Origin of the sequence: Halorubrum sp. CGM4_25_10-8A (assembly GCF_005435025.1) — an archaeon.
Taxonomy (GTDB): domain Archaea; phylum Halobacteriota; class Halobacteria; order Halobacteriales; family Haloferacaceae; genus Halorubrum; species Halorubrum ezzemoulense.
Genome location: NZ_SGTX01000003.1, coordinates 79005 through 91840, shown reverse-complemented (window position 1 = coordinate 91840; position 12836 = coordinate 79005). Strand labels below are relative to the sequence as shown.

Genomic DNA, 12836 nt, shown 5'->3' with positions numbered 1-12836 from the left:
CCCTTTTCAGGGTCGCACGGGGAACGGGAGACGATGATCCCGCTCGCGACGACGATGCCCCCGACCGAGGTCGCGCTCCGCGTGGCCGCGGGCGTCCTCCTCATCCTGATCAACGCGTACTTCGTGGCGGTCGAGTTCGGCCTGACGCGCCTCCGGCAGTACCCGGAGTCGGAGATGGACACCCCCGGACTGCGGCGCGCCTGGGAGATGACGGACGACCTGGAGTTCTACCTCACCACCTGTCAGGTGTGGATCTCCGGCACGAGCATCGCGCTCGGTATTGTCGCCGAGCCGGGGCTTGCGGCGATCTTCGCGCCGATATTCGAGAACACCGCGCTCGCGTCGGCCGGCGCGGGCTCGCTGTTGGGTTTTTTCCTCATCAACATGGTCCACCTGACTCACGGCGAGCAGACGCCGACGTATCTCGGCGTCGAGCGCTCGAAGCAGGTCGCGAACTACGGCGCTCGGCCGCTGTACTGGTTCGCCTGGAGCATCTCGCCGCTGATCAAGTTCGGCGACTGGGTCGCGAAGGCGACGCTGGGGCTCTTCGGCGTCGAGATGACCGGGTCGTGGACCGAGGCCGAAGGGGAGGTGCTGGAGACGCGCGCGCAGCTCCGCACCCGCCTCGGCTCGATGATGGAAGACATCGAGCTACCGAAGGAACGGCGCGAGGAGATTCTCAACGCGCTCGACGTGGATCGGGTCACCGTCGCGGACGTGATGACGCGGCCCGACGAGATCGTCTCGCTGACCACGACGGCGTCGGTCGACGAGAACCTCGACCGGATCCGGGACACCCCGCACACGCGCTTCCCGCTCGTGGGCGAGGACCGGGGCGACTTCGAGGGGATCGTGTACGCCCCCTCGATCGTGAGCCGCTTCGACGCGCTCCGCGACGGCGACCTGACGTTCGCGGACGTCGCGGCCCCCCCGCTGACGGTCTCCCCTGACGCGAGCGTCAGCGACGCCTACGACCGGTTCCAGGCGGAGTCGCAGGAGCTCGCTCTGGTCGTCGCTGACGGCGAGGTCGTCGGCCTGCTCACCGCGACCGACGCCATGGAGGCGGTGATGGGCCAGCTGGAGGACCCACTGGACGCCGGCGAACTGTAGCGCGCGACACGACTCCGGTCAGTCCTTGTACGCCTCGCGCAGGAACACCAACGCCCCGCCGAGCATCGCGAGGTTGCCGAAGAAGGCGAGCCGCTCGCCGCCCTTGTCGTCCTCGTCGGCGTTCCAGAAGTCGTGCATCGTCGCGGTGACGACGGTCAGGAACGCGACCGCCGCGCCGGTCGCGACCCGCGGGAGCCGCCAGAGCGCGATGCCGACGCCGGCGACGATCATCATGCCGGAGGCGAACGGCGCGGCCACGTCCGGCATCGGAACGCCCGCCGACTCGGCGTACTCGATCGTGTCGTCCATGTCGCGGAAGTCCTCCGAGGCCTGCGCGGCGAGGCCGGCGCCTAGGAGGACGCGCCCGAGCCGCGACGGCGCGCCGCGGCCGGTCGCCTCGTCGCTCGCGTCTGGTGTTTCGTCGTCGCTCATACCGCACACAACGCGGCCGCGCCTCATAAATCGCGGTGGCGGCGGACGCGGCGTCCCGTCGCGCCGCCCCCTCGCGCCGCGTCGGTCGCCCCTCACGCCCGGTCGATCTGCGCCAGCAGCTCCGCGGTCGCCGCCTCGTCGAAGCCCATCGGGCGGCGCCACCAGGGCCCCTTCCCGGAGTCGCTCGACAGGTCGGTGACGATCGGGTTCGCCTCCACCCCTGCGTCGGGCGCACTCAGCGGAACGACCCGGTCGAAGCGGCCGGACGCGTCCGGGTCGCCGACCGCGACGACGCGGGCGTCGAACGGGTCCCGCTTCAGGTGCGCGTTGGTCGGCGCCGCCGCGGCGGCGGCGGCGCGGTCGACGACGCCGTCGCCCTCGGCCGGCGAGAGTACGCGCTCGATCCGGATCCCCGCGAAGAGGTACGCGCCCCAGTCGGGGGCGAGGTCGTCGTCGACGGCGACGCCGTGCTCTCGGAGCCACGCGCCGCCGCGGTCGTCCGCGCCCGCGTCGCCGGGGCGCTCGTCGCCCGGTCCGGCCCAGTCGCGCGGCCGCAGCGACAGCGTCGCGTAGAACAGGAGCCGGTCGCCGGGTTCGAGGGTCGCGATCCGCCCGGCCTTCACCCCGTGCGGGTCGCCGTACGTCGCGCGCTCGCGGCCGTGGACGCCCGGGAACTCGGGGTCGGCGTGGACGGGCACCTCGCGCAGGGCCTCCGGGACGGCGAACGGGAGGTCGAGGTCGCCGTAGGTCGGGACCGGCTCGTCGACCGGGGCGCGCCCGCGCGGCAGCGTCGCCGCCGACTCGGGGATCGGGACGTACGCGAAGGAGCCGTCGGGGTAGACGGGCCCCCGGAACCCGGGTTCGTTCGTGTTGGCGGCGACGTTGACCGCGAGGGCGCGAGGGTCCGGCATCGAAAAAGCGCGGGCTCAGTCCGCCGTCGCCGCGGTCGCCTCGTGGTCGATCTCGGTCCCGAGCAGGTCGAGGAACTGTGCGATCCACTCGGGGTGATCGGGCCACGCTTGGCCGGTGACGAGGTTCCCGTCGGTCGTCACGCCGTCGACCCACGAGCAGCCGGCGGCCTCGACCTCCGGCCTGACGGCGGGGTACGCCGTGATCTCGTAGCCGTCGAGGACGCCCGCCGCAGCGAGGATCTGCGGGCCGTGACAGATCGACGCGACGGGCTTGTCCGCCTCGAAGAAGTGCCGCACCGCGTCGAGCACCTCGTCGTAGCCGCGGAGGTACTCGGGGGCGCGCCCGCCGGGAACGACTAAGGCGTCGTAGTCGGCCGGGTCGACCTCGTCGAAGCCGTGCGTGAGCTCGAAGTCGTGCCCGCGCTCCTCCAGGTACGTCTGGTCGCCGCGGAAGTCGTGGATCGCGGTCTTGACCGTCTCGCCGCCCTCCCTGCCCGGACAGACGGCGTGGACCTCGTGGCCGACCGCCTGGAGCGCCTGGTACGGCACCATTATCTCGTAGTCCTCCCCGAAGTCGCCGACGATCATCAGTATCCGTTGTCCTGTCATGTGTGCGACACCACCTCTGCGTACGCGCTGCTGGCCAATAACGATACTGGCGTGAGATATCATACCACGAACAAGCCGCTTTCGATCACCGACGCGTCGGCCGCACGGCGCCCTCAGCGCGGCGGGCTCGGCGGCTGGAGGTCCCGCTGAAACTCGTCGAACTGCTCGAGGTCGTCCGGGAGGTCGTACTCGATCTCGCGGTCGTCCTGGTTGTCGGGGAGCCGGCCGTCCTCGATCTCCTCGGCGGCCTCCTCCCACCCCGGCTTCACGCGGACACTGCGGGCGGGCGATCCGACGACCACGTGATGGGCGGGCACGTCGCCTTGGACCACGGATCGCGCGCCCACGACGCTGTTCTCGCCGACGCGGCAGCCGGCCCGGACCATCGCGTCGTAGGTGACGCGGGCGTCGTCCTCGACGATCGTGTGGAAGTTCCGGACCTCGGTCTGGTCGACGATGTCGTGGTCGTGGCTGTAGAGGTGGACGCCGTCGGAGATGGAGGCGCGGTCGCCGATCGTCAGCTTCCCGCGGTCGTCGAGGTGGACGTCGTCGTGGATCACGACGTTGTCGCCCACCTCGATGTTGTGGCCGTAGGTGACGGAGATCCCCTTGAAGAAGCGACAGTCGTCGCCGCACTCGGCGAAGAGGTGGTTGCCGAGCATCTGCCGGAACCGGAGCGCGAACTCGACGTTGTCGGCCATCGGTGTGGCGTCGAACTGGCGCCAGAGCCACTGGAGGTGCTTCGAGCGCTGGAAGCGCTCCTCGTCCTTCTCGGCGTAGTACTCCGACTCCAGCGTCGCGTTACACGGGTCGTACCCCTGGAGGCGCACGCGCTCGGCGCGCGACACCGATTCGCCGCTTTGCCACGCCTCCCACGCCTCCCGGTCGCCGTGGAGGTCGATCAGCACGTCACGGACGACCTCGCAGGTGTCCTCGTCCGAGGAGAGCCGCTCGTCCACCTCGTCGATGAACCCTCGGACCCCGGCCTCGGCGCCGTCGGGCAGGGACACGTGTCGCTTTGTCATCGGCCCTCCTTCGTCGCCATCACTCAAATGGATTCGGTTGTGCGACCACGGCGCCTCAGCCGATCAGTACAGTTCCTCGGCGGCAAATATGCCGACGAGAACGCCCGTGAAGGCGATCACGAACGCCGGGGCGATCGCGGCCCTGCCGAACGAGAGCAACAGCGCGGTGACCGCGACGACGGCGATGATCCCGAGCAGGGCGATCACGGCGTCGAGCCGCCAACGGAGGGAGTCGTCCATGGGCGGTCGACGAGCCGGGATCAAGTAATAGGCGGCGGGACGAGCCGAGACGAGCGAGCGTGATCGCCGCCCGCTCCACCGCCCCGAGACCGACAGCGATCGCCGGCCGTTCCACCGCCCCGAGACCGACCGCGCCCGATAAGTGTCCCGACCACCAACCGGTTGGCATGCAACACCGCGAACTCGGTAACTCGGGCGTCGAGGTCTCGGAGGTCGGCTTCGGCGCGTGGGTCGTCGGCACCGACTGGTGGGGCGACCGCTCGGACGAACAGGCGGTCGGGATGGTCGAGGAGGCGCTCGACGCGGGCGTCACCTACGTCGACACCGGCGACGTGTACGGCCACGGCGACAGCGAGGAGATAATCGGGACGGCGATCGCCGGCCGCCGCGACGAGGTGACGCTGTCGACGAAGATCGGCTACGACTTCTACGACAACCCGCAGGCCGGTCACGGCGAGCTCCCGAAGGAGCTGAACCGTGAGTACCTCACCGAGGCGTTCGAGGCCTCGCTGGACCGCCTCGACACGGACTACGTCGACGTGCTCCAGCTCCACAACGCGAACGTCGACGAGGTGACCCCCGAGGTGCGCGACCTCCTCCGCGAGTGGAAGGCCGACGGGCGCGTCCGCGCGCTCGGCTGGGCGCTCGGCCCCTCGATCGGCTGGCTCGCCGAGGGCGACGCCGCCGTCGAGTACGAGGAGTTCGACGCGGTCCAGACCGTCTTCAACCTGTTCGAGCAGGAGCCCGGTCGCCACTTCGTGGACACGATCCGCGAGAGCGGTTCGGACACCTCCGTCATCGCTCGCGTCCCGCACTCCTCCGGCCTGCTGAACGAACAGGTGACGCCCGACACCGTCCTCGAGGACGGCGACCACCGCTCGCACCGCCCGAAGGAGTGGTACGAGACCGGCTGGGAGAAGGTCGACGCGATCCGCTTCCTCGAAGACCCCGACGGCGTTGAGGGGACGCGCACGATGGCGCAGGCCGCGATCCGCTGGCTGCTCGCGCACGACGAGGTCGCCTCCGTCACCCCGACGTTCCGCGACGGCGCCGACATCGCCGAGTGGAGCGCCGCCGCCGACGTGCCGCCGATCTCCGACGCCGAGTACGAGCGGCTCGACGATCTGTACGCCCGCAACTTCGACATCGACCGCGACGACGGGATGGACGTCCTCCGCACCTCCGTCGACGGCGAAGACATCGAGGCCGCCGGCCTCGACAAGCGCGCCGCGTCGTACTGAGCGGCGACCCCGCGTTCGATCGACGCCGATCGACCCGGCCTCTTCGCCTCGAAACCGCCAGACAGCGCCTTGACACCGTCGCTCAGGACCACTTTCACTCCGGGGCGGCTCGGCCGCGCCGCTGGCGGGTGTGGAAACGGTGGCTCGGTCGAAACCCGTCATCACAAGGGGCTCAGTGGGGGTAACCGACTCGTCATCGCCACCACGGTGCGATCTACTCGCTCGCGGGTATAAACTGATCGCGACGGCCCCCGACGACCGGCGGCTGTGGTCGCGGCGACCGCTCGACCGGGCGCCCGGGCCTGCGACCCGTGAGGAGAGAGCGACCGAAGCGAGCGAGTAGGGCGGAGCGGAAACTAACATGATACTGAGCAACTGTTAATCTACATCCCGCTGTATTGGCGACTGGTGCTGTGCTGGCACAAGTCCCGCGCAGTGCGGGTCGCAGTAGCCCGGCCCCGAACGGTGGGTTCACCGACTCCGAAGGGCGTTCGGTAGGCGGGGCGCATAAAACGCCCCGTCGCGTCGCATGACGGCGAGGACCACATCGAAGCCCCACCCTCAACGAGCGAGCCCCCCCAACGAGCGAGCCTGTCAGCGCGAGCGAAGCAGGGTGAGGTCGGTTACTCGCCCCCGCTACAGACGAGGACCGGCCGTTCGGTGTCGAGGATGACGCTCTGCGTGACGCTGCCGAACAGGACCTTCCCGGTGGGGGTGCGCTTCCGCCCGGCGACGACGATCTGGTCGGCGTCGTACTCGTCGGCGACGTTGAGGATCGCTCGGGCCGCGTCACCGCCGTACCCCTCGGGCGTCACCTCGATCCCGGCGTCTTCGAGTCGCGACCGAGCGACCCGAACTGACTTTACCTGTTCGACGGTGCCCCCCTCCCTGTTCTCGCTGAAGGAGTGAACGAGGACCGCCGTCACGTCGTCCGTCTCCAGCGGCATCGACGCGATCGTCTCGGCTTGCGCGCTGGCCCGGTCCTCGTCCGCGTCGATACCCACGACAAAAGTGAACATGCGACAGTCGTTGCGGCACTCGCATTTGACTGTTTCGGCGGACCGGATCGCTCCGCGCGGTGCTCTCGAGCGCCGCGGCGACCGAAGGACTGCCCGCAGGCGAGTGAATCCATCCCTAATGATTATGTAGTACGTTGCTCTGGGTGGTAGGTAGATACTCATGACAAATGATAACACAGGGGATCCGACGAGGCTGTACCGGCGGCGCAACGTCCTGAAGAGCGGTGCCGCCGGAGCGGCGACGCTGGCGCTCGCCGGATGTATCGGCGGCGGGGACGGCGGAGACAGCGGAAGCGGCAGCGGCGGCGGAGGGAGCGGGGGGATGCCCGATTCCGTTACGGTGCCCGGGATATACGACGAGAGCGGCGCGACTTCCGACGTGGGCCGGCCGACGGCCATCGGCTCTCGCGACACCATCACGTACATCAACGAGAACGACCTGTTCGACGTGAGCATTGACCATCCGAACAACGACTACGCCTACGAGGTGCCGCAGGCCCAGCAGTACTACCAGCAGTACACCTCGGAGTCGTCGCCGCCGCTGATCATCGGCTGGGGGACCGCCGACACCGAGGCGCTGGCGGGCACCGTCGCGGACGACGAGGTGGTGTACGTCTCCGCGTCCTACTCCGCGAACCTCGTCACCGAGGAGTTCCCGTACAACTTCTTCGGGAACCTCGATTACACCAGCCAGGCCCGCGCCCACCTGCGGTGGATCGCGGACAACGACCCCGAGGCGACGGTCGGGTTCATCTTCTCTAACACGGCGTTCGGGCGGTCGCCCGTCGAGGGCGGCAAGCAGTACGCCGAGGAGCTCGGGCTCGACGTGGCCTCGGACATCAACCTCCCGCTGACCGCCAACTCCGCGACCACGCAGCTCAGACAGGCCCGCGACCAGGAGATCGACTACCTCATCCACCAGAACACGTCCGCGCCGATGCGGGTGCTCTTGGAGGACCGACAGGACATCTACCCCGACCTGACGGTGTGCGGCCTGACCTACACCGTCGACGAGCGCGTGGTCCAGCAGTCGCCCGACATCTTCGAGGGCGTGCGATACGTCAACGCGTTCCGAACGTTCCAGGGCGCTCTCGACAGCGGCGGCCGGGGCGCGGAGATCATCGAGGCGAACTTCGAGCGCGAGGGGCGCAGCATGGACGACCCGGAGGTCGCCCAACTCAACTACGTGCGCGGCGTGATCCACGCGCTGCTCGCGCTGAAGGGCCTGCAGAACGCGGCCGAGGCCGGGAACGACGTCACGACCGGGCCGAACGTCAGACAGGGGATGTTCGGCATCGAGGACGACGACATGTTCGGCCTCGCTGAGCCGTTCAGCTACGCGGAGGACGACCGGCGCCCGACGATGAACGGGCGGCTGTTCGAGGTCACCGACGGCAGCCTGAGCTTCGACACCAGCGTCGAACTGCCCCGTCGCGACTCCTGGATCGGACTGTGATGGCGACCGACGAGCAAACGACCGCGGACGCGACGGCCGCGGCGGGCGACGGCGATCCACCGGTCGTCGAACTCGACAACGTCGAGATCGTCTACGACCGGCACTTCCTCGCCGTGCAGGGCGTCTCGATGTCGGCCAGCGAGGGCGACATCGTCGCGCTGCTCGGCCCGAACGGCGCCGGGAAATCGACGATACTGAAGATGATCAGCGGCATCGGGCGGAGCGAGCGCGGCGAGGTCACGCGGGGTCGTGTTTTCCTGCGCGGCGAGGACGTGACCAACTACGGCGCCAACGAGATGGTCGGCCGCGGCATCACGCACATCCTCGAAGGAAGGCGGGTGTTCGAGGACCTCACCGTCGAGGAGAACCTCCGGTGCGGGCTCTACCGCGAGGGCCGCCGGTTCCGGTTCGACGAGGACGACTACCAGATCGCCTTCGAGTACTTCCCGCAGTTGGAGGACATCTTAGACCTCAAGGCGGGCTACGCCAGCGGCGGGCAACAGCAGATGCTCGTCATCGCGCGAGCGCTCATCCACCGGCCGAACCTGCTCCTGTTGGACGAGCCGTCGCTCGGCCTCGCGCCGAAACTTGTCAGGGACATCTTCGAGACGCTCGTGGAGATCAACAGGAAGGAGGACATCACGATGCTCATCGCCGACCAGAACGCCAAGCGCACCCTAGAGATCGCCGACTACGGCTACGTCATGGAGAACGGGCAGATAGAGCTTCACGACCCGGCCGACGATCTCGTCCAGCGCGAGGAGATCAAGGAGTTCTACCTCGGCACGTCCAGCGAGGACTCCCGCTACACCGACATCAGGCACTACAAGATCCGCAAGAGGTGGACCTGATGAGCGCCGATCAGGAGGCCGAGATGCGGGCGGCGGCGCTCAGAGGCGGGACTCACGTTTCTCCCGAGGACGCCGCGATCGGCTGCCGGAACGTGACCAAGACGTTCGGCTCGATCACCGCCGTCGACGACGTGGACCTCGGTGTCGCCGACGGCGAGTGGGTGTCCATCGTCGGTCCGAACGGGGCCGGGAAGACCACGCTGTTGAACATCCTCAACGGTTTCTACACGCCCGACGCCGGGAGCGAGGTGTTCCTGAACGGCGAGGAGGTCAGCGGCAGGCCGGAACACTACCGCGCGCGCCACGGCATCGGGCGGACGTTCCAGGGCTTGGAGCTGTTCGAGAGCGAGGACGTCTTAGAGAACGTGATGACAACCCGGGCCGTCGCCGAGCGCCCGAACGTACTCTCGGCGATGCTGTACTACGGGACCGGCCGGAAGACGGAGGCCGAGAACATGCGGTTCGTCGAGGAGATACTCGACTACCTCGAGCTCTGGGAACACCGCCACACGACGGTGTCGACGCTGCCGCTCGGCGTTCAGCGGCGCGTGGACCTCGCCCGCTCGCTCGCGCTCGAACCGGACGTGCTCCTGCTCGACGAGGCGATGAGCGGGCTCACCTTCGACGAGAAGTACGACATGATCCGCTTCCTGACCGACCTCCACGAGGAGGAGGGGCTGACGCTCGTGATGATCGAGCACGACCTCGAAGTCGTCACCGCCGTCTCCGAGCGGATGATCGTCATGCAGAAGGGCGGCGTCATCGCCCGCGGGCCGCCCGAGGAGGTGACGAACGACCCCGAGGTCGCCCGCGTCTACACGGGGGTCGAGTAGATGGCGGCCGACAACGCTGAGAGCGAGGGCGTCGCGTCGGGCGACTCCGACGACTCGGGGCTCTCCGTCGAGCGCGTCCTGACCGCGCCGGAGGGCGAGTCGGTTCCCATCGTCTCCGACCGGGCGCTCCCCGAGATCCTCATCGACCACGCCGCCGAGCATCCTGACGACATCGCCCTGCGCTGGAAGCGGTACGGAGTCTGGCAGGAGTTCACTTGGGAGGAGTACTACGACCGGGTGGAGCGGTTCGCGCTCGGCTTAGAGGAGTACGGGTTCGGCGACGAGGACGTGCTGTTCACCATCGGCTACAACCGCCCGCACCAGCTGTGGGCGTGGATCGCCGCGCAGTCCCTCGGCGGGATGGCGGCCCCGAACTACGAGGACATGCTGCCCGAGGACATCGAGAAGCAGCTCCGACTGCTCGAGCCCGAGGTGGTGTACGCGGAAGACCAAGAGATGGTGGACAAGCTCCTCCTCGTCTCGGGCGACGTGCCGTCGCTGTCGACCATCATCTACCGGGACGACAAGGGGATGTTCCGGTACGAGAACGGCGAGAAGACCGAGCCGGGCGACCCGGAGATCGTCGCCTACGAGGACGTCGAGGAGCGCGGCCGCGAGCGCCGCGAGTCCGGGGCCGTGAGCGACGACTACCTCGCGTCCGAGATCCAGGCCGTGCCCGCGGAGGCGACCGCGATGCTCGCGCCCACGTCGGGGACGACGGGGATGCCGAAACGCGTCCGGCTCTCGCATTTCAACCTCGTGAACCTCGCCAACGCCGCCATCGACATCGACCCGCTGCCGAAGGAGTCGGACTACTTCTCCTACCTCCCGATGGCGTGGGTGGGCGAGCAGATGATCCTGCTCGCGGCCGCGTTCGTCGCCGGCTGGACCGCGAACTTCCCCGAACAGCCCGAAACGGAAGAGGAGGACCTCCGCGAGATCGGCCCGGAGATCATCTTCTCGTCGCCGAAGCGGTACGAGGCGTGGGTCGCGGATATCAAGGCGAAGGTCGAGAACACCACCCGGTTCAAGCGCTGGGTGTACGAGAAGGCGACGAGCATCGGCGAAAAGTACGCCGAGTACGTCATCGGCGACAGGAACGACGAGGAGCCGCCGGCGTGGCTGCGCGGCGCCCACTGGCTGTCGTACTGGGTGGCGTACCGCCCGATACTCGACAAGATCGGGCTGAAGCGCGCGAAGAACGTCTACACCGGCGGGGGCCCGCTCGGGGAGGACCACTTCGAGTACTACCACGCGATGGGCGTCCCGCTCAAGCAGATCTGGGGGCAGTCCGAGGTGTGCGGCTTCGTGACGATGCACCGCGACGACGATGTCCAGGTCGAGACGGTCGGCGAGGTGTTCCCGAACGTCGAGGTGGGCATCACGCCGGGCGGTGAACTCCTTGTCCGCGGCCCGGTCGTCACCTCCGGCTACTACGGGATGCCGGAGAAGACGGAGTCGGCGTTCGAGGACGGCTGGCTCCACACCGACGACTTCGGCGCGCTCACCGACGACGATCACGTGCGGATCTTCGACCGGATGGACGACGTGTTGGAGATGAGCGACGGCACCGCCGTCGCGCCGATCAGCGTCGAGACGAAGCTGAAGTTCAACCCCTACGTGAAGGAGGCGATGGTCGTCGGCGACGACCGCGCCGAGCTCACCGCGGTGCTGAACATTCGGTACGACAACGTCGCGGAGTGGGCCGACCAGCGAGACATCCAGTACGCGGGGTACAGCGACCTGACGCGGAAGGAACCGGTCTTAGAGCTGCTTCGCGGAGTGGTCGCCGAGACCAACGAGGACCTCGACAACCCGATCCGGCGGTTCGTGCTCCTGTTCAAGGAGTTCGACGCCGACGACGGGGAGCTCACCCGCACCGGGAAGCTCCGCCGCGAGGTCGTCGTGGACCGGTACGGCGACCTCGTGACCGCCCTGTACGACGGCAGCACCGAGATAGCAATGGAGCTCACAATCACGTACCAAGACGGCAGAGAGTCCGATGAACGCGGCGTCATGCGCATCGTCGACGTGGACCAACCGGTCCTCGACGACGACCGCGAACTGGAGGTGAGCTAGATGGTCGACTGGGTCACGTTCATCGACATCTCGCTGAGCGGACTCGGACTGGGCGCGCTGTACGCGCTCGTGGCGATGGGCTTCTCGCTCATCTACAAGGTGACCGGTGTCCTGAACTTCGCGCAGGGCCAGATCGCGATGATCGGCGCGTACGGGGTCGTGGTCTTCGGCACGGCCACCGTGCTCCCGGCGGCGATCCCCGCGTGGGCCGCGGTGCTCGTGACGGTCCTGCTCGGCCTCGTGCTCGGGCTGGCGCTCGAACGCGTCGTGTTCCGCCAGTTCATCGGCGAACCGGTGCTGTCAGTCATCATCGTGACGCTGGCGCTCGGCAGCATTCTCGAGGGCGTCGTCTTCTTCCTGTACGGCCAGAACGCGCAGGCGTACCCGTCGGCGCTGACGTTCGGCGGCCAGCTCAGCCTCCCGCTGGGCACCTCGATACAGGCGGCGTACGCCATCGCCGTCGCCATCGCGCTCGTCGTTGTCGCCGTGCTGATGCTGTTCTTCCGCGAGACCGTCACCGGGTCGATCCTCCGGGCGTCGGCCAGCGACGAGCAGGCGGCGATGGTGCTCGGCGTCTCGATCGAGCGCACCATCGCGCTCGCGTGGACGCTCTCGATCGCCATCACCGCCATCGGCGGCATCCTGCTCGCGACCTCTAGCGGCGGGGCGGCGGTCTCCATCGAGAACACGGGGATCATCATCTTCGCCGCCGTCGTGTTGGGCGGCCTCGACAGCATCCCCGGGGCGTTCATCGGCTCGATCGTCGTGGGCGTCCTCCAGGAACTCGGCTCGTACTACCTCGTGGGCGGCACGGCGGTGTACGTCCCGTTCACGGACGTTCAGGCCAACTTCGGCGCGGGGTTCGGGGAGATACTCCCCCTCATCCTCCTGCTCGTCGTCATCCTGGTGAAGCCGTACGGCCTGTTTGGCACCGAGCGGATAGAGAGGCTCTGACCATGAACGGACACAGTTCGCGCGCCACGCGGCGCTCCGGCGGCGTACCGACGACTCGAACGGCTGCGGCCGAAGG

13 protein-coding genes are annotated in these 12836 nt (G+C 68.4%); 7 read left to right on the top strand and 6 right to left on the bottom strand.

The window, feature by feature from the left end; genetic code table 11:
• Positions 1-33: 33 nt before the first annotated feature.
• Positions 34-1110, top strand: coding sequence for a CNNM domain-containing protein (locus tag EXE52_RS04620; protein WP_049930509.1), 1077 nt, complete (start codon positions 34-36; stop codon positions 1108-1110).
• Positions 1111-1128: 18 nt separating this feature from the next.
• Here the strand turns inward: EXE52_RS04620 and EXE52_RS04615 are convergent, their stop codons facing one another.
• The 5 genes from EXE52_RS04615 to EXE52_RS18240 all read right to left on the bottom strand — a co-directional run bounded on the left by EXE52_RS04615 (position 1129) and on the right by EXE52_RS18240 (position 4327).
• Complete coding sequence (locus EXE52_RS04615; RefSeq protein ID WP_049930511.1) at positions 1129-1542, bottom strand: DoxX family protein; 414 nt, start codon at positions 1540-1542, stop codon at positions 1129-1131.
• A 92-nt stretch (positions 1543-1634) separates the two neighbouring features.
• Positions 1635-2453: a hypothetical protein gene (locus EXE52_RS04610; RefSeq protein WP_089308277.1), complete on the bottom strand. Its 819-nt coding sequence runs from the start codon at positions 2451-2453 to the stop codon at positions 1635-1637.
• Positions 2454-2468: 15 nt separating this feature from the next.
• Entirely contained in the window at positions 2469-3062 is a 594-nt protein-coding gene (locus tag EXE52_RS04605; RefSeq protein ID WP_086220127.1) for a DJ-1/PfpI family protein, read from the bottom strand.
• A gap of 113 nt (positions 3063-3175) precedes the next feature.
• On the bottom strand, positions 3176-4087 hold the full coding sequence (locus EXE52_RS04600) for an acyltransferase (RefSeq protein WP_049930517.1): 912 nt from the start codon (positions 4085-4087) through the stop codon (positions 3176-3178).
• A gap of 63 nt (positions 4088-4150) precedes the next feature.
• Entirely contained in the window at positions 4151-4327 is a 177-nt protein-coding gene (locus EXE52_RS18240; protein ID WP_158293584.1) for a hypothetical protein, read from the bottom strand.
• 167 nt (positions 4328-4494) lie between these two features.
• Between EXE52_RS18240 and EXE52_RS04595 the strand changes: the two genes are divergently transcribed.
• Entirely contained in the window at positions 4495-5568 is a 1074-nt protein-coding gene (locus EXE52_RS04595) for an aldo/keto reductase (RefSeq protein ID WP_089308276.1), read from the top strand.
• A 623-nt stretch (positions 5569-6191) separates the two neighbouring features.
• On the opposite strand, the gene EXE52_RS04590 is transcribed toward EXE52_RS04595, so the two are convergent.
• Positions 6192-6587 carry a universal stress protein gene (locus tag EXE52_RS04590; protein WP_049930521.1) on the bottom strand — a complete coding sequence of 132 codons (396 nt, stop codon included), beginning with the start codon at positions 6585-6587 and terminating at the stop codon, positions 6192-6194.
• A gap of 160 nt (positions 6588-6747) precedes the next feature.
• Between EXE52_RS04590 and EXE52_RS04585 the strand changes: the two genes are divergently transcribed.
• Genes EXE52_RS04585 through EXE52_RS04565 form a run of 5 tightly spaced genes read left to right on the top strand, consistent with a single transcriptional unit; the run spans position 6748 to position 12760 of the window.
• On the top strand, positions 6748-8043 hold the full coding sequence (locus tag EXE52_RS04585) for an ABC transporter substrate-binding protein (protein WP_080508555.1): 1296 nt from the start codon (positions 6748-6750) through the stop codon (positions 8041-8043).
• On the top strand, positions 8043-8894 hold the full coding sequence (locus EXE52_RS04580) for an ABC transporter ATP-binding protein (RefSeq protein ID WP_049930523.1): 852 nt from the start codon (positions 8043-8045) through the stop codon (positions 8892-8894). The genes EXE52_RS04585 and EXE52_RS04580 overlap by 1 nt, the downstream gene beginning before the upstream one ends.
• A complete protein-coding gene (locus tag EXE52_RS04575) occupies positions 8894-9727 on the top strand; it encodes an ABC transporter ATP-binding protein (RefSeq protein WP_137703502.1) in 834 nt (277 codons plus the stop codon). Before EXE52_RS04580 ends, EXE52_RS04575 begins: the two co-directional genes overlap by 1 nt.
• Entirely contained in the window at positions 9728-11806 is a 2079-nt protein-coding gene (locus EXE52_RS04570; RefSeq protein WP_089308223.1) for an AMP-binding protein, read from the top strand. It abuts the gene before it with no gap.
• Positions 11807-12760, top strand: a complete 954-nt coding sequence (locus EXE52_RS04565; protein ID WP_049930529.1) for a branched-chain amino acid ABC transporter permease — start codon at positions 11807-11809, stop codon at positions 12758-12760.
• The last annotated feature ends 76 nt before the right edge of the window (positions 12761-12836 follow it).